The organism is Collinsella sp. HCP28S3_E12 (genome assembly GCF_052065595.1).
In the GTDB taxonomy this organism is placed as follows: Bacteria; Actinomycetota; Coriobacteriia; order Coriobacteriales; family Coriobacteriaceae; genus Collinsella.
In genome coordinates, this window is the sequence record NZ_JBQHTS010000001.1 from 26,650 (window position 1) to 47,107 (window position 20,458).

Annotated in this window: 22 protein-coding genes; 21 read left to right on the plus strand and 1 reads right to left on the minus strand. The window is 62.4% G+C overall.

All coding sequences use genetic code 11. The features are described from left to right. The first annotated feature begins 28 nt into the window (after positions 1–28). The 20 genes from ACTNBY_RS00105 (at position 29) to hisE (ending at position 18,612) form a co-directional block, all read left to right on the plus strand. Positions 29–1,090 (plus strand): SIS domain-containing protein, encoded by a 1,062-nt coding sequence (locus tag ACTNBY_RS00105; protein ID WP_441062942.1) that lies wholly within the window; start codon positions 29–31, stop codon positions 1,088–1,090. 46 nt (positions 1,091–1,136) lie between these two features. Beyond that, positions 1,137–1,556: a PTS sugar transporter subunit IIA gene (locus tag ACTNBY_RS00110; protein ID WP_441062943.1), complete on the plus strand. Its 420-nt coding sequence runs from the start codon at positions 1,137–1,139 to the stop codon at positions 1,554–1,556. A gap of 57 nt (positions 1,557–1,613) precedes the next feature. Then, positions 1,614–2,096: a PTS sugar transporter subunit IIB gene (locus tag ACTNBY_RS00115; protein WP_427719850.1), complete on the plus strand. Its 483-nt coding sequence runs from the start codon at positions 1,614–1,616 to the stop codon at positions 2,094–2,096. 60 nt (positions 2,097–2,156) lie between these two features. Next, complete coding sequence (locus tag ACTNBY_RS00120) at positions 2,157–2,930, plus strand: PTS mannose/fructose/sorbose/N-acetylgalactosamine transporter subunit IIC (RefSeq protein WP_441062944.1); 774 nt, start codon at positions 2,157–2,159, stop codon at positions 2,928–2,930. Beyond that, on the plus strand, positions 2,911–3,744 hold the full coding sequence (locus tag ACTNBY_RS00125; RefSeq protein ID WP_427794524.1) for a PTS system mannose/fructose/sorbose family transporter subunit IID: 834 nt from the start codon (positions 2,911–2,913) through the stop codon (positions 3,742–3,744). The genes ACTNBY_RS00120 and ACTNBY_RS00125 overlap by 20 nt, the downstream gene beginning before the upstream one ends. A gap of 235 nt (positions 3,745–3,979) precedes the next feature. After that, a complete protein-coding gene (locus ACTNBY_RS00130; RefSeq protein ID WP_441062945.1) occupies positions 3,980–4,723 on the plus strand; it encodes a DMT family transporter in 744 nt (247 codons plus the stop codon). 225 nt (positions 4,724–4,948) lie between these two features. Next, positions 4,949–5,722, plus strand: coding sequence for a PTS mannose/fructose/sorbose/N-acetylgalactosamine transporter subunit IIC (locus tag ACTNBY_RS00135; protein ID WP_035137735.1), 774 nt, complete (start codon positions 4,949–4,951; stop codon positions 5,720–5,722). Beyond that, entirely contained in the window at positions 5,703–6,536 is an 834-nt protein-coding gene (locus ACTNBY_RS00140; protein ID WP_427794524.1) for a PTS system mannose/fructose/sorbose family transporter subunit IID, read from the plus strand. The genes ACTNBY_RS00135 and ACTNBY_RS00140 overlap by 20 nt, the downstream gene beginning before the upstream one ends. 91 nt (positions 6,537–6,627) lie before the next feature. Next, positions 6,628–7,842, plus strand: coding sequence for an MFS transporter (locus ACTNBY_RS00145; protein ID WP_441055343.1), 1,215 nt, complete (start codon positions 6,628–6,630; stop codon positions 7,840–7,842). 170 nt (positions 7,843–8,012) lie between these two features. After that, positions 8,013–9,074 (plus strand): SIS domain-containing protein, encoded by a 1,062-nt coding sequence (locus ACTNBY_RS00150; protein WP_441062946.1) that lies wholly within the window; start codon positions 8,013–8,015, stop codon positions 9,072–9,074. A 73-nt stretch (positions 9,075–9,147) separates the two neighbouring features. After that, positions 9,148–9,984 carry a sugar phosphate isomerase/epimerase family protein gene (locus ACTNBY_RS00155; protein ID WP_441062947.1) on the plus strand — a complete coding sequence of 279 codons (837 nt, stop codon included), beginning with the start codon at positions 9,148–9,150 and terminating at the stop codon, positions 9,982–9,984. 464 nt (positions 9,985–10,448) lie between these two features. Next, complete coding sequence (gene hisG / locus ACTNBY_RS00160; protein WP_441062948.1) at positions 10,449–12,164, plus strand: ATP phosphoribosyltransferase; 1,716 nt, start codon at positions 10,449–10,451, stop codon at positions 12,162–12,164. Positions 12,165–12,269: 105 nt separating this feature from the next. Then, on the plus strand, positions 12,270–13,706 hold the full coding sequence (gene hisD / locus ACTNBY_RS00165) for a histidinol dehydrogenase (protein WP_152067999.1): 1,437 nt from the start codon (positions 12,270–12,272) through the stop codon (positions 13,704–13,706). A 1-nt stretch (position 13,707) separates the two neighbouring features. Next, the gene (hisC, locus tag ACTNBY_RS00170) at positions 13,708–14,823 is read left to right on the plus strand and encodes a histidinol-phosphate transaminase (RefSeq protein ID WP_441062949.1); all 1,116 of its coding nucleotides are present in this window, start codon (positions 13,708–13,710) and stop codon (positions 14,821–14,823) included. Then, a complete protein-coding gene (gene hisB / locus ACTNBY_RS00175; RefSeq protein ID WP_427795451.1) occupies positions 14,824–15,411 on the plus strand; it encodes an imidazoleglycerol-phosphate dehydratase HisB in 588 nt (195 codons plus the stop codon). It begins immediately after the preceding gene. Positions 15,412–15,548: 137 nt separating this feature from the next. Continuing rightward, positions 15,549–16,250 (plus strand): imidazole glycerol phosphate synthase subunit HisH, encoded by a 702-nt coding sequence (locus ACTNBY_RS00180; RefSeq protein WP_441062950.1) that lies wholly within the window; start codon positions 15,549–15,551, stop codon positions 16,248–16,250. Next, positions 16,247–16,990: a HisA/HisF-related TIM barrel protein gene (locus ACTNBY_RS00185; RefSeq protein WP_427718862.1), complete on the plus strand. Its 744-nt coding sequence runs from the start codon at positions 16,247–16,249 to the stop codon at positions 16,988–16,990. The genes ACTNBY_RS00180 and ACTNBY_RS00185 overlap by 4 nt, the downstream gene beginning before the upstream one ends. Before the next feature lie 3 nt (positions 16,991–16,993). Beyond that, complete coding sequence (hisF, locus tag ACTNBY_RS00190) at positions 16,994–17,776, plus strand: imidazole glycerol phosphate synthase subunit HisF (RefSeq protein WP_441062951.1); 783 nt, start codon at positions 16,994–16,996, stop codon at positions 17,774–17,776. A gap of 142 nt (positions 17,777–17,918) precedes the next feature. Next, positions 17,919–18,248 (plus strand): phosphoribosyl-AMP cyclohydrolase, encoded by a 330-nt coding sequence (gene hisI, locus ACTNBY_RS00195; RefSeq protein WP_441062952.1) that lies wholly within the window; start codon positions 17,919–17,921, stop codon positions 18,246–18,248. Between the two features lie 46 nt (positions 18,249–18,294). Next, positions 18,295–18,612 (plus strand): phosphoribosyl-ATP diphosphatase, encoded by a 318-nt coding sequence (gene hisE, locus ACTNBY_RS00200; RefSeq protein ID WP_441062953.1) that lies wholly within the window; start codon positions 18,295–18,297, stop codon positions 18,610–18,612. 110 nt (positions 18,613–18,722) lie between these two features. Here the strand turns inward: hisE and ACTNBY_RS00205 are convergent, their stop codons facing one another. Further along, a complete protein-coding gene (locus ACTNBY_RS00205; RefSeq protein WP_441062954.1) occupies positions 18,723–19,634 on the minus strand; it encodes a PHP domain-containing protein in 912 nt (303 codons plus the stop codon). A gap of 338 nt (positions 19,635–19,972) precedes the next feature. On the opposite strand from ACTNBY_RS00205, the gene larC reads away from it, so the two are divergent. After that, the gene (larC, locus tag ACTNBY_RS00210; protein WP_441062955.1) at positions 19,973–20,458 is read left to right on the plus strand and encodes a nickel insertion protein; all 486 of its coding nucleotides are present in this window, start codon (positions 19,973–19,975) and stop codon (positions 20,456–20,458) included.

Genomic DNA, 20,458 nt, shown 5'->3' on the forward strand with positions numbered 1-20,458 from the left:
TGAAGACAACCCCAGAAAGGAGAGACAAATGAAGGAAACCGAGAAGATCGAGATCATGCATTTCGACCAGGAGGGCTACCTCGAGGACGGCAAGGCGCTCTACGAGACCGGCAAGAAGATGACCGCGCTCGCCGACAAGGTCGCCGACGAGGGCTACGACGCCGTGTTCCTGATGGGCGTCGGCGGCACCTGGGACGAGCTCATGCAGCTCGAGTACCTCATGAACAAGTTCGGCGACCGCGACCTCGAGGTCTACCTGATCCACGCCGCCGAGTGGAACGTCTCCGGCCACAAGCGCATGACTGAGAAGTCCGTCGTGCTCACCGCCTCCGAGTCCGGCACCACCCCCGAGGTCCTCGAGGCCGTCAAGAAGATGAAGGACATGGGCGTGCGCGTCTACGCCATGACCAAGCCCGAGGGCCCCATCGGCCAGGCTGTGGGTGCCGAGAACTGCGTCACCATGGCTTCCGACCATGGTTCGGGCGGCTGCGAGAAGGGCTACTACCTCGCCGACTGCTTCGGCCTGCGCCTGCTCAACCGCCGCGGCTGCTTCCCCAAGTTCGACCTGTTTATCGAGCAGACCAAGGACATCTGGAAGGACATGCTCGATATCCGCAAGCGCTTCGAGCCGCGCGCCGAGGAGCTCGCCAAGAAGTACGCCCTGGCCCCCTACACCATGTTCATCGGCTCCGGCGCCCTGTGGGGCGAGACCATCCTCTTCTCGATGTGCATCCTCGAGGAGATGCAGTGGAAGCGCACCCGCTACATCACCTCGGCCGACTTCTTCCACGGCACCCTCGAGCTCGTGGAGCCCGGCGTCCCGGTCTTCCTGTTCATGGGCGAGGACGAGAACCGCAAGCTCGACGAGCGCGTCCGCGCCTTCCTGACCCGCGGCGTGACCGGCGACACCGACATCAACGTCATCGACACCGCCGAGTTCGCGATCCCCGGCCTTGACGACGAGTTCCGCGTCATCGTGTCCCCGTGGATTCTGACGGTGCTCGTTACCGACCGCCTGGCTCGCTACTACGAGACGGTCACCAAGCACAACCTCAAGTATCGTCGCTACTATCACCAGTTCGACTACTAAAGAAAACGGGTGCGGGAACGCGCCGGGCTATTGAGAGGAACACAGAATGAGACAGTACATCATCGCCAGCCATGCGCACTTCGCTACCGGCATCAAGGAGAGCATCGAGCTGCTCTCGGGCGCTCGCGACAACGTCCACGATCTTTCGATGTTCGTCGATGACCGCATGGACGTGGCCGAGGAGGCCCAAAAACTGCTGGCAGGCATGGCTGACGACGATGATGTCGTCGTGTGCACCGACCTCTTTGGCGGCAGCGTCAACAACGAGTTCACCAAGATCGTCCAGACGCGTCCCCGCACGTACCTCGTTACCAACATGAACCTTCCTCTGCTCATTCAGCTGCTGTTCTCTGACGAGTCGGCGCCGGTTGAAGAGACGATTCGCACCATCGTCGCTGCGGACGATACGCGCGTGAAGTTTGTCAACGATCTTTTGGTCGATGACGACGAGGAAGAAGAGTTCTAATCCGCAGCACCTACTGACACGCCGTAAGACGGCACAAGACCTTTGGGGGGTCACATTATGATTCAGCTACTTCGTGTCGACCATCGCCTGCTTCATGGCCAGGTCGCGGTCTCTTGGGTTCAGGGCCTCGGCTCCAACTGCATCTTCTGCGTGGGCGATAAGGTCGCTAACGACCCGGTGTGGAAGACGACGCTCAAGATGGGAAAGCCTGCCGGCTGCAAGCTCGTCATCAAGGATATGGCGAATGCCATCGAGGCCATTAACTCGGGTGTGACTGACAAATACAAGATGATTATCTGCGTCGCCACCATCGCTGAGGCAAAGCAGCTTGTTGAGGGCTGCCCGCAGATCAAGTCGGTCAACCTGGGCAACACCAAGCCCAAGGACGAGAAGCGCCCCGATGCTCGTCAGGTCTCTCGTCAGATCTTCCTGACTGCGGCCGAGGAAGCCGATGTGCGCGAGATGCTGAGCCGCGGCGTCGAGGTCGAGATTCGTCCTCTGGCCGACGACCCCAAGGTCGACTGCGCCAGCGTGCTCTAGGCGTTTAATTTCGAAGAGCCTGCGGGTTCTTCGTAGTGTCCTATTAGGAAAGGGGGATGTATGCTTGTCCAAGCAATCCTCATCGGACTTATCGCCGCGTTTGGTAAGTTCGACTACCAGCTCGGTACGCTCTATGCGTTCCGCCCCATCGTCCTGTGCCCGCTCGTGGGCCTGGTGCTGGGGGACCTGCAGTCCGGCCTCGCGATCGGTGCGAGCCTGGAGCTGCTGTTCATGGGCTCAATCTCCATCGGTGCCTACGTGCCGCCCGATGAGACGATCGGCGGCGTGCTCGCCTGTGCCTTCGCTATCCAGCTGGGCCAGAGCACCGAGGCAGCCATCGCGCTCGCTATGCCCATCGCCACGCTGTGCCTTGCCATCAAGAACATCCTCAACGCCGCCCTGCCGATTTTGGTTGACCGCGCCGATGTTTTCTCTGCCCAGGGCAACCTTAAGGGCGTCTATGCGATGCACTTCCTGATCGGTTCCACCGGTATCATCATGGCGTTCCTGTTGTGCTCGCTGTCGTTCTATCTGGGTGCTGACGCTATCCAGGGCGTGCTCGACTTTATCCCCGACTTTGTCCTTGCTGGCTTTGGCGTTGCCGCCAACATCCTGCCTGCCATGGGCTTCGCCATGCTCGGCCGCCTGGTGCTCACCAAGCAGCTCGTGCCCTTCTACTTCCTGGGCTTCCTGCTGTGCTCCTACGCCAACGTGCCCGTCCTGGGCGTCGCCCTGATCGCCATCATCATCGGCATCGACAAGTTCGACCTGCTCGGCCTGGGCGGAGCCCAGCCCCAGCTCTCCGCGGAAGGGGATGAGGACGATGACTTCTAGTCCCGAGAACAAGATCACGCGCTCCGACCTCATCAAGAGCGCCGTCAACACCGGCGCCCTGGGCATGGAGTTCTCCTGGACCTACTACAAGCAGATGAACATCGCCTTCTGCCTGATGGTCGCCAACATGCTCAAGAAGATCTACGCCGGCCGCCCCGACGACTACGCCGAGGCCCTGCACCGCCACTGCGCGTTCTTCAACATCACCGTCCAGTTCGCCCCGTTCGTCGGCGGCATCGCGATGGCCATGGAGGAGAAGGTCGCCCGCGGCGAGATCGAGCCCGAGAGCGTCAACGACGTCAAGGCCGCCCTCATGGGTCCGCTGTCCGGCATCGGCGACTCCATCTTCCTGTCGACGCTGCGCGTGGTCGCCGCCGCGGTGGGCATCAGCCTGTGCCAGGCCGGCAACCCCTTCGGCCCCATCGCCTTCCTGCTCATCTACAACGTCCCCGGCTTCGCGCTGCGCATCTGGGGCGCCGTCAAGGGCTACGAGCTGGGCGTGGGCTTCCTGGACGAGGCCCAGAGGACCGGCCTCATGCAGAAGATCATGACCTGCGTGGGAATCGTGGGCGTCATGGTCGTTGGCGCCATGTGCAAGGACATGTTCTGGGCCAGCATCCCGGTGGCCATCGGCTCGGGCGACGACGCCCAGACCCTCCAGGACATCTTGGACGGCATCATGCCCGGCATGCTCGGCATGATCGCCTTCTGGCTGTACTACTGGCTGCTGTCCAAGAAGATCAACCCCATGGTGCTGATCGTGGCCACCATGGCCGTGGGCATCGTCGGCGCGTTCTTCGGCGTGCTGGCGTAGGTTCCTACGTTCTATTCTGCCCCCAAGGGAAACGGCGACCCATTGCGGTCGCCGTTTTTTATTACCGAAAGCTAGCTGGAGGTGCTTCGTGATTCGATCTGACAATCCACCCGATAATGGCGTGAGCGGGGCGATGTATCTATTTGGCACGGCGCTCTTGTGGAGTTTTATTGGCATCCTCGTTCGCGCCAATTCGCAGTCAGCTCTTTTGATCGGTGCCGTTACGGCAATATTTATGGCGCTCTTTATCCTGCTCGTCGGCAGGCCTGTCCTCCGCGTCAGCCGTCTTATTGTCCTTGTGGCCGTCTGCAACTTCGTGACGGGCACTACGTTTAACTTTGCCAACCAGCTCACGACGGTCGGCAACGCGATCGTTCTGCAGTACACCTCGATGATTTTCGTTATCGTGTATCAATCGCTCGCAACTCGCACGTTGCCCTCGCCTGCGAAGATTGCCTCCGTGGTGGTTGCTTTTACGGGTATGGGACTTTTCTTTTTAGGTGATTTGAGTGCCGAGGGCATGCTCGGCAACCTGCTTGCCGTCATTTCGGGCGCCACCTTTGGGCTGTGTTTCTTTTTAAACTCTCGCCCCGATGCGTTGCCCATGGTGTCCTCGCTCATCTCCTGCGGCATCTCGATACTTCCGATCGTCTATTTTGCCGACGACCTAGGCTCCGTGAAACCCTTTGAGTGGGGGCTTATGCTGGTGCATGGCCTTTTTTGCAGCGGCCTTGCGAGTGTGCTGTATGCCAAGGGGATTGCGCGCACCAACGCGTTTGCGGCCAACTTGGTTTGCATGAGTGAGGTCGTGCTCGCTCCCTGCTGGTCGGCGCTCCTCTTTGGCGAGGTCTTTCGCTGGAACGAGCTTTTGGGCGCAGCGATTATCGTTTTGGTGATTGTGGCCAACTTGGCATCCGATGCCTTTGGCGATGGCTTTCTGGTGACGCTTGTCCTCCATCGAAACAAAGAGCGCGCCTGACGGGATACGTCTGCCGTTTACGGTAAAAAACTCTCCGTTGAGCGAGTGGTATTAAATAGTAAGAACCTGCATACCTATAATTGGTATCAAATCATTTGTGCCTGGCATGGGTGTTAGCAGCACACCAGGTACGCTTCGAGCCGTGGAATCGAACTCCCGGAATTGATATCAACAACGCGCGCGACGGGAGTGACGACGGTTCGAGATTCCTTATTGGGAGGAATTATGCTTGTCCAAGCAATACTCGTCGGCTTAGTCGGAGCGTTTGGATGCCTCGACTACCAGCTCGGTACCCTCTACGCGTTCCGCCCCATCGTCCTGTGCCCGCTCGTGGGCCTGGTGCTGGGGGACCTGCAGACTGGCCTTGCCGTTGGCGCCAGCCTGGAGTTGCTGTTCATGGGCTCCATCTCCATCGGCGCCTACGTGCCGCCTAACGAAACCGTCGGCGGCGTGCTCGCCTGCGCGTTTGCCATTCAGCTCGGTCAGGGTACCGAGACGGCCATCGCGCTCGCCATGCCCATCGCCGTCCTTGCACTGACGATCGGCAACATTACCAATGCCTTGTTCCCTGTGTTTGTCGATATGGCAGACAAGTTCGCCCTCAAGGGAAACCTCAAAGGCATCTACGCTGTTCATTGGGGAATTGGAATCTGGGGCTGCGTCGAGTACTTCCTGCTGTGCGGCGGCGCCTTCTATTTGGGTTCCGACGCCATCCAGGGCCTGCTCGACTTCATCCCGCCCTTCATCATCGACGGTTGCGGCGTTGCCGCCAACATCCTGCCTGCCATGGGCTTCGCCATGCTCGGCCGCCTGGTGCTCACCAAGCAGCTCGTGCCCTTCTACTTCCTGGGCTTCCTGCTGTGCTCCTACGCCAACGTGCCCGTCCTGGGCGTCGCCCTGATCGCCATCATCATCGGCATCGACAAGTTCGACCTGCTCGGCCTGGGCGGAGCCCAGCCCCAGCTCTCCGCGGAAGGGGATGAGGACGATGACTTCTAGTCCCGAGAACAAGATCACGCGCTCCGACCTCATCAAGAGCGCCGTCAACACCGGCGCCCTGGGCATGGAGTTCTCCTGGACCTACTACAAGCAGATGAACATCGCCTTCTGCCTGATGGTCGCCAACATGCTCAAGAAGATCTACGCCGGCCGCCCCGACGACTACGCCGAGGCCCTGCACCGCCACTGCGCGTTCTTCAACATCACCGTCCAGTTCGCCCCGTTCGTCGGCGGCATCGCGATGGCCATGGAGGAGAAGGTCGCCCGCGGCGAGATCGAGCCCGAGAGCGTCAACGACGTCAAGGCCGCCCTCATGGGTCCGCTGTCCGGCATCGGCGACTCCATCTTCCTGTCGACGCTGCGCGTGGTCGCCGCCGCGGTGGGCATCAGCCTGTGCCAGGCCGGCAACCCCTTCGGCCCCATCGCCTTCCTGCTCATCTACAACGTCCCCGGCTTCGCGCTGCGCATCTGGGGCGCCGTCAAGGGCTACGAGCTGGGCGTGGGCTTCCTGGACGAGGCCCAGAGGACCGGCCTCATGCAGAAGATCATGACCTGCGTGGGAATCGTGGGCGTCATGGTCGTTGGCGCCATGTGCAAGGACATGTTCTGGGCCAGCATCCCGGTGGCCATCGGCTCGGGCGACGACGCCCAGACCCTCCAGGACATCTTGGACGGCATCATGCCCGGCATGCTCGGCATGATCGCCTTCTGGCTGTACTACTGGCTGCTGTCCAAGAAGATCAACCCCATGGTGCTGATCGTGGCCACCATGGCCGTGGGCATCGTCGGCGCGTTCTTCGGCGTGCTGGCGTAAGGGCCCGGCTGCATAGACTGTCATTGCAAACTGGTAAGGGGATGGAGCGGGCCTATGCCCTCCATCCCCTTTTTGTATAGAAGGAGTTCGTATGTTCGCGAGGGATCGCGAAGCAATGCGCCTGACGCCGGCAGAGGTCAGGCTGATTCTTATTGAGTCCCTGCAATGGTGCGCCAACAACGCGGTGTACTTTTTAGGGCTTATCGGCGCGGCGACGTATGATTTGGCTGGCACGGCCTTTTTGGTTGCTGCCATTACGCTCGTACGCAATCTTATGACGTCGGCGGGCAATATGGTGTCGGGCTCGGTCATCGACCGCTTTGGACCGCGCCGGACGTCGTTTGTGACGTGCATGATTACGGCGGTGCTATCGCTTGGCGTGGGGTTGGCGCCGTTGTCTGTCCACGGGCTTGTGTTTGCCGCGTGCGTCTTGGGGCTTGCGGGCGGCTTTATCAACACCTGTACGCATGCGTTTCCGGGATACCTGGAGTCGACCACCGAGGGCCGTACCCGCGTGAACGGTCTCATGGTGTTCTACAGCAATATCGCCTATACCGCTGGCCCGCTGCTCGGTGGTGCCATCGTGAGCTGTTTTGCCACGCAATCGGTCTATCTGCTCATGGCGGGCATGATGGGTGTGGCGGCCGTGCTCTCCTTGGGCTGTCACGAGTGTGTTGCTCCCGCAAAAGGGGAGAAGCCGAAGGGCGGCATTCTGGGCGGCATGGCCGAGGGCGCGCGACTTACGTTTCGCGACCACGACCTGCGCCTTATCTTTATCTCGGGCTTTCTGGGCTTCTTTGCGTTTGGCGCGTTCGATTCGCTGGAGTCGTTGTTCTATCGCGATGTGCTCAACGTGGATATCGTCTGGCTGGGCTGGCTGTCCTCGGTCGTGGGCCTCACTTCCTCGGTGGGCGCGTTCATCCTGACCAAGCTTTCTGCCCGCCATGTCAACCTGCGATTGCTGCTCGGCGCGCTCATGGCCGTGGGCATTGGGTCCATGGTGTACGTGGGCACCGATATGCTGGGGGTCGCGATTATCGGTCAGGCGATTAACGGTCTGGCCTGGGGATTCCTGGAACCGCTGCAGATGATCTTGATTCAGGAGCGCGCTGACATCAAATACCTGGGGCGCATTACCGGCTTTGTGCGTTTTGGCCTGATGAGCGCCGGCGTGCTGCCGCTGCTGGCGGCTCCGTTTTTGGCGGAGGCTTTGGGTGTCCAGACGGTACTGTTTGGGGCATCGACCATTATTGCGCTGGTAGGAACGCTGTTCTTTGTCACACAAGGGAGGCGACAGAGGCGTTAGCTATACATTCAATTCTAATTTAATACCACTCACCAGAGAATTTCGACCGTTCACCGATGATTGGAACAGATTGATAAGTGGTATTAAAAACACGTTAGGTGTATGTCTATAATTGGTATCGAAAATAAACGCGATGTATAGAGTTGCGTGCAGGACAGAAAGGAAAAGCCATGAAGGAAACCGAGAAGATCGAGATCATGCATTTCGACCAGGAGGGCTACCTCGAGGACGGCAAGGCGCTCTACGAGACCGGCAAGAAGATGACCGCGCTCGCCGACAAGGTCGCCGACGAGGGCTACGACGCCGTGTTCCTGATGGGCGTCGGCGGCACCTGGGACGAGCTCATGCAGCTCGAGTACCTCATGAACAAGTTCGGCGACCGCGACCTCGAGGTCTACCTGATCCACGCCGCCGAGTGGAACGTCTCCGGCCACAAGCGCATGACCGAGAAGTCCGTCGTGCTCACCGCCTCCGAGTCCGGAACCACCCCCGAGGTCCTCGAGGCCGTCAAGAAGATGAAGGGCATGGGCGTGCGCGTCTACGCCATGACCAAGCCCGAGGGCCCCATCGGCCAGGCTGTGGGTGCCGAGAACTGCGTCAAGATGGCTTCCGATCATGGTAACGGCGGCTGCGAGATGGGCTACTACCTCGCCGACTGCTTCGGCCTGCGCCTGCTCAACCGCCGCGGCTGCTTCCCCAAGTTCGACCTGTTTATCGAGCAGACCAAGGACATCTGGAAGGACATGCTCGATATCCGCAAGCGCTTCGAGCCGCGCGCCGAGGAGCTCGCCAAGAAGTACGCCCTGGCCCCCTACACCATGTTCATCGGCTCCGGCGCCCTGTGGGGCGAGACCATCCTCTTCTCGATGTGCATCCTCGAGGAGATGCAGTGGAAGCGCACCCGCTACATCACCTCGGCCGACTTCTTCCACGGCACCCTCGAGCTCGTGGAGCCCGGCGTCCCGGTCTTCCTGTTCATGGGCGAGGACGAGAACCGCAAGCTCGACGAGCGCGTCCGCGCCTTCCTGACCCGCGGCGTGACCGGCGACACCGACATCAACGTCATCGACACCGCCGAGTTCGCGATCCCCGGCCTTGACGACGAGTTCCGCGTCATCGTGTCCCCGTGGATCCTCTCCTCGCTGATCACCGATCGCCTTGCCGCTTACTACGAGACGGTCACCAAGCACAACCTCAACTACCGTCGCTACTATCACCAGTTCGACTACTAAGAGCAAATAACGTTTGTGTAATTGGGCCTCGCTCCTATATGGAACGGGGCCTCGCTTGGGTTGGAGAGTAATTATGAGCTATCCCCAGCTTGCCGCCATGAATATCAGCCATCGTTATTTTGACCTTGAGGAGTTCTTTTCTTCGGCAGCGGCCTCGGGCTACACGTGTTGCGAGCTTTGGACCGGGGCGATGCATCTGTATGTCGATTGCCATGGATACGATTCGCTCGAGCAGGTGCGGGAGCTATCACAGCGGTATGGGGTTCGGATTGTGGGGCTTTGTCCCGAACAGAACAACCCCAAGCCGTGGAATATCGCGGCGCGCGGGAATGAGGCGCGCGCCCGCACGCTCGCGTACTTTAAGAACGTTGTGGATATCGCGACGGAACTTGGAGCCGAGCAGGTCATGGTCTCGAGCGGCTGGGCATTTTTGAACGAGCCGATCGAGGACGCGTGGGGTCGCAGCGCCTCGATGCTGCGTGCGATTGGCGAGCATGCGGGAGAGCGCGGCGTGCGACTGGTGCTCGAGGCCCTACAGCCGGTTGAGTCGATGATCGTGAACTCGGCGGCCGACACGAAGCGCATGATCGAGGCAGTTGATCATCCGGCACTTAAGGCGTGTCTGGATTTGGGCGCTATGGCGGTGGCAGGGGATACCATCGACGATTATTTCGATCTGCTTGGCGATGATGTCGCCCACGTGCATTTTGTCGATGTTGCGGCAGACGGCACGACGCATCTTGCCTGGGGTGACGGCGACCGCGATATGCGCGCCGACCTGGATAGGCTGGTGGCGCGCGGCTATCGCGGAGTTGTTTCGGCCGAGACCTATGACTGGCGCTATTTTGCCGACCCCGCAGCTGCCGATGCGCAGGTAATGGCAGAGTATCGTCGTGCGATTGGCGCCTAAGTGGGACAGGGCGCCGAGCTGGCGTTTGGCGAATTTTAGTTTGGCGCTCTCTGAGAAATGGGACAGACTTTCCGCTTGAAGCCCAACCGGAAAGCCTGTCCCGGAATGAGCCTCCAGAATGGGATGTACTTTCCGTATGCGGTCCTATCCGGAAAGTACATCCCATTCCAAGCCCAAATTCCGGGACGCACTTTCCGCTGAAGACCTCAACCGGAAACCGCATCCCGTTCTGGACTGTAATTTCGGGGCGCAGTTTCCGCCAGAAGTCTCAACCGGAAACCGCATCCCAGTTTTTGGCTGGCGGGCGGGATGTGCCTCCTCCATTGTTTCCAAATGAATACGCTGTGAGCCGAGGGGGACGGTTCTCCCCGCAAACACTCTAGTATGCTAAAGTACCCAGAAGACCGGCGGAGCTATGCCGGTCTTCTGTTCTATATGAAGTACAACATGAGGAGGCTCACCAGATGACGGCCACACCGTGGGGATTCCGGGACATATTGCCCGAGGAGGCTCAGGCGCGCGAGGAGATTGCGCTGACGGTGAAGGGCTGCTTTAGGGAGCATCATTATTTTCCGGTCGAGACGCCGCTGCTCGAGGATAAGGGTTCGCTCGAGGAGGGCGGCCGTATCGCGGACACGCCGTTCAAGCTTTTTGACGACGATGGCCGCCTGCTGGTGGTTCGCCCCGACAACACGCTGCCCATCGTGCGCCTGGTCTCGACCCGTATGCGCGCGGCCGACCTGCCGCTTCGCCTGCGCTACGAGGCGCCGGTGGTCCGCGAGTGCCAGCGCAATGCCGGCGGCTCGCGTCAGTTTACCCAGCTGGGCTTTGAGCTCATCGGCGCGGGCGATACCGCGGGCGATGTCGAGATTGTCTCGTTGGTCGCCGAGGCCGTGCGTAAGCTCGCACTGCCCGATGCGCGCATTATCGCAGGTAGCGTGCGTCCGTTTAAGGAGCTGCTCGCGGCGTGCGAGGATCGCGAGCTGGCCGCCGAGGCCCTGCGCTGCGTGCACGCCAACGACTTTGTGGGCCTCGATGCCCGCGTGGCGGCAAGCGCCGAGTCCGATGCCGTCAAGGCCGCCATTAGCGAGCTGCCGCGCCTGCATGGCGGCGCCGAGGTGCTCGACCGCGTGGATGCGTTGCTGGCGGCGGCCGGTATCGTCGCGCCGCTCACACGCGAGCTGCGAGCCCTGGTTGAGGGCCTGGCTCCCGAGGACGCCCAGGTGCTGTCGTTCGATTTCTCCATTATGAACTCTTTCGATTACTACACGGGTCTGGTCTTTAAGGCCTATGCCGGCGGCTTGCCCGATCCGGTGGGCTCGGGCGGTCGCTACGACTCCATCTTTACCGGAGCGTTCGGCAACGGCATCGAGGTGCCGGCGGCGGGTTTCGCCTTTTCGCTCGAGCGCCTGGAGGCCGCGCGCACCTCGGCCGAGGACGCCGCCTCCGATGGCGACCATGCCGTGGGCCGTGGCGCCGAGGGTCCGCTGCGCATCGCCGTGCCCAAGGGCTCGCTTAAGGCCGACACGCTCGATGTGCTCGAGGCAGCGGGCTTGGACGTCTCTGAGCTGCGCGACCCCGGTCGTCACCTCATCGTGCGCGGTCGCGACACGCGTGCCGGCGAGGGCGCGGTTGGCGATATCGAGTTTGTCATCGTGCGTCCCAGCGATGCGCCCGCCTTTGTGGGCTGCGGTGGCGCCGATTGCGGCATCTGTGGCTGGGACTCGCTCATCGAGGCCGACCTCAACCTACTGCAGCTGGTCGATCTGGGCTATGGCCTGTGCACCTTTATCGAGGCAGAGCCCGCGTGGCGCGCCGGTCAGGCCGAGCGCAACTATGCTCGCCGCGGGTCGCTTCGCGTGGCAACCAAGTATCCGCGCATCGCGAGTGCCTGGTATGCCGAGCGCGGTGTGAACGCCGATATCGTTTCGCTGCACGGCAACATCGAGCTGGGCCCAATCGTCGGCATGACCGACCGTATCGTGGATATTACCGCCACGGGTGCCACGCTGCGCGACAACGATTTGGTCATCACCGGCCGCATAATGGACTGCACGGCGCGCTTCTTCGTCAACCCGGGTGCCGCTCGCTTAGATCCGCGCGTACGCAATCTGGCAGATCGCTTGGCGGCGGCCGTTAAGGACAAGCATTTTGAGCCCGTTGCGGGCTCGGCACAATAGCGCGAGCACGCACGGGCGCCCCAACGTCTGGGCTGCGGGCCGATGGGCGCCGCCGCCCGGCCTCTCGTTTTTCGAACACAACCTCGACCGATAGGGGATACCGATATGAAGACTATCAAGCTTGCTCCCGGTGAGCGCCTCGTTACCAACCAGCTCAACCGTAAGGGCGTGCTGCCGCAAAACATCGTCGACGCCGCCCGCGATATCGTGGCCAACGTGCGCGCCAACGGCGATGCCGCGGTGCGCGACTACTGTCAGCGTTTTGACGGTGTTGAGCTGCAGAGCTTCCGTCTGCCGCAAGAGCAGATCGATGCCGCGCTCGAAGGCCTCGATCCGGCCTTTGTCGCGGCGCTCGAGAAGGCTGCGCGCCAGATTCGCGAGTTCCACCAGCGCGAGGTCGAGCAGAGCTGGTTTACCACGCGTGCAGATGGCACCATGCTCGGCGTTAAGGTGACCCCGCTTGCGGCGGCCGGCATCTACGTGCCGGGCGGTCGCGCGCAGTATCCCTCCACGGTGCTCATGAATGCCATTCCCGCCAAGGTGGCCGGCGTCGAGCGCGTGGTCATGGTGACCCCGCCGCAAAAGGACGGCCTGATCAGTCCCTACACGCTCGCGGCGGCAAAGCTTGGCGGCGTGGACGAGATCTATATGGTGGGCGGCGCCCAGGCCGTGGCCGCGCTGGCGTACGGTACCGAGACCATTCCGCGCGTCGACAAAATCACCGGTCCGGGCAACGCCTTTGTTGCCGCGGCCAAGCAGATTGTCTCGGGCGACGTGGGCATCGACATGGTCGCCGGCCCCTCCGAGGTCTGCGTGCTGGCAGATGCCACGGCCAAGCCCATGGTGGTCGCGGCCGACCTGATGGCCCAGGCCGAGCACGATCCGCTAGCAGCCTGCTATCTGGTGACCTGCGACGAGCAGTTTGCGCGCGAGGTCGAGGCGGGTATCGACATTTTGGTGGCACAGTCCCCGCGTGCCGAGATCACGCGCGCCTCGCTCGACAACGAGGGCACCATCGTGGTGGCCGCCGATATGGCTGCTGCCGTCGAGGCGGTGAACACCGTGGCGCCCGAGCACCTGGAGCTGCACTGCAAGGATGCGATGGGCCTGCTCGGCGGCATTCGCAACGCCGGCGCCATCTTTGTGGGCGCTTGGAGCTCCGAGCCGCTTGGCGATTATGTTGCCGGCCCCAACCACACGCTGCCGACCGGTGGCACGGCCATGTTCTCCAACCCGCTTTCGGTCGAAGAATTCGTCAAGCGCTCGAGCGTCATTTGCTATACGCCCGAGGGCCTGCTCTCGGACGCTCCCGCGACGCAGCGCCTGGCCGAGGCCGAGGGCCTGTGGGCGCACGCGCTTTCCGCCGCGCTGCGTCGCCGTGTGCTGGAGCAGGGCGAGGGTGCCGTGAGTGCTGAGTCTCTGGCCGCGGCCGACCTGACCAAGGTCGCCTGGCCGGGCGACGCCGTGGCGACGGTCGCCGAGGGTGTGGACCTAGCGGCTGCAAGCGCGGATGGCGCTGGCGCGACCGGCGAGGAGGCCTAATATGGCCGAGCTGACGTCTCGCATGAAGGAGCTCGTCCAGCCCTACTTGGCTGGCATTGAGCCCTACAATCCCAACTTTACGCCCACGCGCATCAACCTTTCGGCCAACGAGAACACCTATCCCGTGCCGGCTGGCGTGCGCGAGGCGGTCGACTCCGCCCTGGCTGCCACGCCGCTCAACCGCTACCCCGATCCCATGTCGAACGACCTGCGCGACGAGCTTGCCGCTTGGCATGGTGTGGCGCGCGAGAATGTCTGCGTGGGCAACGGCGGCGACGAGCTGCTCTATAACTACCTGCTGGCGTTTGGCGGCGCGGGGCGGACCCTGCTCAACTGCCCGCCGTGTTTTAGCGAGTATGCGTTCTTTGCGTCGCTCTGTCAGACCGAGGTGTGCGACGTGTGGCGCGACCCGGCGACCTTTGAGCTCGACCAGGCTGCCGTGCTCGCGGCGGCGCCCGAGTGCAACTTGGCCATTGTGACCTCGCCCAATAACCCCACGGGTGACGTGGCACCGCTCGACTTTGTCGCGGCCCTGTGCGATGCGTGCCCCGGCATGGTGATGGTCGACGAGGCCTACGTTGAGTTCGCCGACGCTTCGTTTGGCGCGGCCACCACAGCGCAGGGACTTATCGCCGAGCATCCCAACCTGGTGATCCTGCATACGCTGTCCAAGGCGTTTGGCGCCGCCGGCACGCGTCTGGGCTATGTGATTGCGGCGCCCGAGGTCATCGACGTGTTCGCGGCGATTCGCCAGATCTATTCGGTCAACGTGCTGAGCCAGGCGGCGGCGCTTGCCTGCGTGCGCGCCCGCGATGCGTATGCGCCCGTGGTGGCACAGGTCGCATCCGAGCGCGAGCGCGAACTGTGTGCCCTGCGCGCAATGGCTGCCGGGGGTCTGCCCGTGGAGGCATGGCCGAGTGCGGCGAACTTTGTGCTCGTGCGCACGCCGCATGCTACGCGCGTGCGTGAGCGCCTGCGCGACGAGTATTCGATTTTGGTGCGCGACTTTAGCTACGCGCCGGGGCTTGCGGACTGTCTGCGCATTACCGTGGGCACCCCGCAGGAAAACGATGAGGTGCTGGCTGCGTTTGCCGCGCTGGTGAAGGAGGAGATGTAGATGAGCCGTTATGCCGAGGTGACCCGCAAGACGGGGGAGACCGACATTGTTGTCAAACTCGACCTGGACGGATGCGGCGTGTGCGATATCTCGACCGGAGTGCCGTTTTTCGACCACATGCTCAACGCCTTTGGCCGCCATGGCCTGTTTGATTTGACGGTGCATGCAGTAGGCGACGTGGAGGTCGACGCGCACCATACCGTCGAGGACACGGGCATTGTGCTGGGTGAGGCGTTTTGCCAAGCACTGGGCGACAAGGCGGGTATTACGCGCTTTGCAGACGCGGCGATTGCCATGGACGAGACGCTCGTGATGGCCGCCGTGGACATTTCGGGTCGCGGCCAGGCCTACTGCGAGCTGCCCGTGCCGACCGAACGTGTGGGCAGCTTCGATACCGAGCTGGCCGTCGAGTTCTTCTATGCCTTTGCGCGCGATGCCAAGCTCACGCTGCACGTGCGCGAGCTCGCAGGCGGCAACTCGCATCACATTATCGAGGCCGCCTTTAAGGCCGTGGGCCGCACGATGCGCCACGCCTGCGAGCTCGATCCCCGCGTGCAGGGCATCCCCAGCACCAAGGGCTCGCTGTAGCCTGCCAAAAAGGGACAGGTTTATTTTGGCAGGTTTTATCTGCGGAAATGCTGTCTCATACGGTGGATGAACGTTTAACCGACCAAAATAAACCTGTCCCTTTTTGGCAGGTTTTGAATGGGAAAAAGGAGGGTCGCGTGGGCGAACCGAAGATCGTGGTGGTCGACTACCACAAGGGCAACTTGTCGAGCGTCGTGCGCGGGCTTGTGCGCGCCGGTGCCGCCGCCTGCACGTCGGACGATCCGGAGCAGATCCGCCGCGCCGACGGCCTGGTCATCCCGGGCGTGGGTGCGTTCTATGACGCGATCGCCTTTATGCGCCAGAGCGGCGAGGCGGACGCGGTGCTCGACGCCGTTGCCGCCGGAACCCCGCTGTTCGGCATCTGCCTGGGCCTTCAGCTATTTTTTGAGCGCGGCAACGAGGGCGTGCCTGCGGACGAGGGCGCCCTCGCCGACGGCAGCGCCCCCGAGCAGGCTGGCGGTCCCTGGGTCGATGGCCTGGGCATTATGCGCGGTTCGTGCACGCGCTTGGAGTCGAGCCGCCTGAAGGTGCCGCACGTGGGCTGGGACCAGGTGCACATGACGCCCGCTGGTGCGGCCGATCCGCTGCTTGCCGGTTTTGCCGAGGGTGCCAACATGTACTTCACCCACAGCTACGCGGTGGCTGACGACGCCGATGCCGCCGATGTGCTGGCGCGCACACACTATACGCGGAGCTTCCCGTGCATCGTTCGCCATGGCAACGTGTGGGGCTGCCAGTTCCATCCCGAGAAATCCTCCGCGCTGGGTCAGCGCATCCTTAAGAACTTTGTGAGTATCGTCGAGGAGGTTGGCCGATGATCCTGTTTCCCGCAATCGATCTGATCGGCGGCAAGGTCGTGCGCCTGGAGCGCGGTGACCGCAGTCGCTGCAAGGTATATTCCGACGATCCCGTGGCCGTTGCCCGCACGTTTGCCGAACAGGGCGCGAGCTGGGTGCACGTCGTCGACCTGTCCGCTGCCTTTGGCGAGGACGAGGGCGCACGCGCTGCCAACTCGGCGGCGATTAAGGCCATCTGCGGCGTCGACGGTCTGTCCGTGGACGTGGGCGGCGGCGTCCGCTCGCTTGCGCGCATCGACGAGTTGGCAGGCTACGGCGCATGCCGTATCGCGCTGGGCACCGTGCTGGTGACCGAGCCGGGTTTTGCCGAAGTGGCAGCCCAAGGCTTTGGCGAGTTGCTGGTGGCAGACATCGCCGCGCGCGACGGTCAGGTCAAGGTGAACGGCTGGCGCGACGGCGCAGGTGTGGCGCTCGACGATGCCGTGGCGCAGCTTTCCGAGCTGGGCTTTAAGCATCTGGTGTATACCGACATCGCGCGCGATGGCATGCAGACGGGTATCGATGTGGCGGCGTATCGCCATGTGGCCGAGGTCGCGGGCTTTCCCGTCGTGGCTTCGGGCGGCATCTCGACGCTCGACGACATCCGCGCACTGGCCGCGGTGGGTGAGGGCGCGATTGAAGGCGCCATTACCGGCCGTGCGCTCTACGAGGGCAACTTTACACTGGCCCAGGCGCTGGCCGCCGCCCGAGGGGAGGAGTAGCCCATGCTTACCAAGCGCGTAATTCCCTGTCTGGACGTCAAGGACGGCCGCGTGGTCAAGGGAGTTAACTTTGTGAGCTTGCGCGATGCGGGCGATCCGGTGGAACTGGCCCGCGTCTACGACCGCGAGGGTGCTGACGAGGTCGTATTTTTGGACATTACCGCCACGAGCGACAACCGCGCGACGACCATCGAGATGGCAGCGCATGCGGCCGAGGAGCTCGCCATTCCCTATACCGTGGGCGGCGGCTTTCGCGACCTGGCGGGCATGCGCACCATGGTTGCCGCCGGTGCCGACAAGGTGTCGCTCAACTCGGCGGCCGTGCGCGATCCGTCTCTGATTAGCCAGGCTGCCGCGGCGTTTGGCAGCCAGGCCGTGGTCGTTGCGATCGATGCCAAGCGCGTCGGCTTGCCCGGCGCATCCGGTGCCGACAAGTGGGAGGTCTTTACCGCAGGAGGTCGCAACGCCACGGGCATCGACGCGGTGGCGTGGGCCGAGGAGGCGGCTCGTCGCGGCGCCGGCGAGATCTTGCTCACCAGCATGGACCGCGACGGCACCAAGGCCGGCTTTGATTTGGCGCTCACCCGCGCCGTGGCCCGCGCGGTGCCAATCCCCGTCATCGCGAGCGGCGGCGTGGGCACGCTCGAGCATTTTGCCGAGGGCGTGATCGAGGGCGAGGCCGACGCCGTGCTGGCGGCGAGCGTCTTTCACTTTGGAACCTTCAGCATTCGCCAGGTGAAGGAGTATATGGCCTCTCAAGGCATCCCTGTCAGGTTGGACTTCTAGCGCTGCGGCTTGCCCAGGCACCCGACCTTCCGGCTCCAACCCTCCTCGCGTACTTAAGTACGCGTCGTCGGGCTTGTCGCTCGGAATCTCGGGCACCTGGACAACCCTCGCCGACCGGCGATGTTTAAATTGGGGAATTGAAATGAGAGAAATTACTACTCCAGCAGATCTTAAATACGACGCCCGCGGGCTGATTCCTTGTGTGGTTCAGCAGTATGACACCGGCGAGGTGCTCATGGTTGCCTGGATGAACGAGGAGTCGGTGGGGCTGACGCTCAAGACCGGCACCACGTGGTTTTGGAGCCGCAGTCGCCAGGAGCTCTGGAACAAGGGCGCGACGAGCGGCAACATGCAGGAGGTTCGCGAACTCTGGGCCGACTGCGATAGCGATACGCTGCTGGTCAAGGTTGACTCGCCGGGTCCGGCCTGCCATACCGGCAACCGTACCTGCTTCTTTAAGAAACTCGCGTAGGGCGGGCGCTCGACCAGGCGCTTGGCCGACCAGAAAGGATTGAACCATGGGTGTGCGTACCGCAAATGTTCAGGATGGAAATATCGGCGAGACGCTAACGGGGCTGGCCGAGGTGATTCACGGTCGTCGCGATGCGTCGCCGCAGGAAAGCTATACCGCTCGACTGCTGACCGATGTGGAGGATGAGCTGCTCAAGAAGCTTGCCGAGGAGGCGAGCGAGGTGATCATGGCCTGCAAGGATAACGACCATGATCACATTCGCTACGAGGCTGGCGACCTGGTCTACCACCTGCTCGTGACGCTTGAGCGCTACGGCATTACCCTCGACGAGCTGGCCGGCGAACTCAACGCCCGCCGCAACTAGTCGTTAAAGAACGTCCCCGATGACCATAGAAGTTGCGGTGGAATAGTTTTTGTTTGACGGTCTTAGGGCTATAAACAGGAGCTATTTCACCGCAACTTATGAAGGGATGGCTAGGCGAGGGGTATGGACTCCCATTCGCCGGTGGGGTGGGGGATGTCGAAGGTTCGGTAGCCGCAGTCGTAGGCATGGGCTTGGGCCTCGCGGATATTCCAGCAAATATCACAGGCGCGGTGCGCATCCGAGCCAAAGGTAATGGGCGCCTCAGCATGGGCAAAGCAGCGCAAAAGGCCGGTCGCGGGATAGTAGTCGTCGAGCCCCTTGCGCGGTGCGGCGGTCGAGACCTCAACGCGGCGGCCCGTATCGTGCGCACACTCGGCCATCTGCTGCCAAAACGGTGCGGGGTCAAAATCGGGCGCAAAGCCTTCCTTCGAAAAGCGCATGACCAGGTCGGGGTGAGCCATCACATCAAAGTTGAGCGAGCTTTCGCAGGCGCGGCACCATTCATCGACGTAGCGCTCCCACACGCCGCGCACACCTAAGTTTTCCCAAACGTGCAGGTTGGTGTCGTCGTCGATCCAGCCGCAGCGTGAGTCGGGCGTATCGGGGCGTGCGACGCCCTCTGTCCCCGTCGTGCCCGCAGCGCCTGCCATGATATTGCCCGGGTTACCAATCCAATGCACGCTGCCCAGGCGTACGACGGCGCCCCGGGACCAGCGCTCAACCAAAGGCTCGCAGCCTTCGTACCAATCGCACTCAAAGCCATAGACAAGCTCGAGCTCCGGCGCAATCTGCGCGGCAAGCTTGCGGGCATCCTCAAAAGCCAGACGATGCGCCGGCAGGTCGCCCTCGACAACCTGCACCTCGCAGGTGGCATCCATGCTGGCAGGCAGGGTAAGGTGATCGGTCGAGACCATGGTGCGGCAACCGGCCGCAGCAGCGGCGCGGACGTTGTCTTCAAACGAGGCGTGTCCGTCCGAAAACGAGGTGTGAGTATGGCAATCGACCAGCGGGCAAGCAGGCATGGCGGCTCCTTTACGTCAAGCGAATCTGCTCCATTGTAACGGCGCGGCCCCCAGTGCGATGTGCGCGCCGTGGGCCGAAATCGACTGGAAAGGACGGGCAGCGCATAAGGGCGGGCTCGCGACATCGGCCTTGCTTCGAATCATGTACCTCAGCCTCCAAAACTGACAAAAAATGACATGTTTGGAGGCTGATGTACATGTTTGGCCGAGGCGGTGGAGTGTCGGTTCTTGCAGACAAGGAAAATCGCGCTCATCGCGCGCCGCCACACTTGCGCCGCTCGCGATGTGCTAGCGTTTGGGTGAATAAAACGAGCCCGTGCGGAAAGGAGCCGGACCGTATGCAACGTGGAACTACATCTCCGCTGTCCCGCGAGACCGATGCGCCCGAAACCATCGTCAAGCTGGAGTGCGACATCGACGACGCGTCGCCCGAGGTGCTCGCCTACGCCGCCGACCGCCTGCGCGAGGCCGGCGCGCGCGAGGTGCACTGGCTGCCCCTCTATTGCAAGAAAGGCCGCCCTGGCTGGCAGTTGCAGGTAATCTGCACCCACGAGGATATCGAGCGCCTGCAGACGATCATCTTTTTGGAAACCACGACCAATGGCATCCGCCGCCAGGTTATGGAGCGCGTTTGCCTGCCGCGCTACTTTGAGCGCGTAACGACGCCGTGGGGCGAGGTGTCCATCAAGGTGGCCACCCTACCCGACGGCAGTGAGCGTGCGGCGCCCGAGTACGAAGACTGCGCCCGCCTTGCCCGTGAGCACAATGTGCCGCTCCAACGCGTGATGCAGGCGGCCCAGAGCGCGGCACTGCGATTTGAATAA